This window comes from Gluconobacter sp. P1D12_c, from assembly GCF_018812105.1.
Lineage (GTDB): Bacteria > Pseudomonadota > Alphaproteobacteria > Acetobacterales > Acetobacteraceae > Gluconobacter > Gluconobacter oxydans_A.
Genome location: NZ_JACSIQ010000563.1, coordinates 1 through 420, shown reverse-complemented (window position 1 = coordinate 420; position 420 = coordinate 1). Strand labels below are relative to the sequence as shown.

Here is a 420-nt window from a genome sequence, read left to right as displayed (position 1 = left end):
CGCAGCCCTCGATAACCTTCTCCCGGTATTGGGTCGGAATATCCCTCAGAGCCTTCACAAGAGGCTCCAGACGGCTCTGAAGCTGTTTCAGGCTCTCTCTGTCTTCCTTGGCCCGTTTGGTCGCTGTGCGGGCAACTGTGGCGCTCTGAACGGCAGGTTCATAATGCTGCTGAACGGTCTGACTGATGCGTTTTGCCACCTGCTCAGGGTCTTCCACAACACGGGTAAAAATCCCCTTCTTGAGCACCTGCGGTTCTAGGTCAGCAGGGGTCAGGTTTTTGTGCTCGGGTGCGTCCCGTTCTAGCGCCCCGTAGTAGGTTTTCAGCTTGGTGTGGGTGGCCTTGCTTCCTTCGATGCCGCGTTCCAGTCCGACAGGGCGTCCCACAACTCGCGCAAAGTCGGTCTGCATCTCGTTCAGGG

The 420-nt window shown here is 57.9% G+C and carries 1 pseudogene; it reads right to left on the bottom strand.

The window, feature by feature from the left end:
- Positions 1-420: pseudogene (locus KP705_RS18160) on the bottom strand (plasmid recombination protein); the annotation flags it as partial.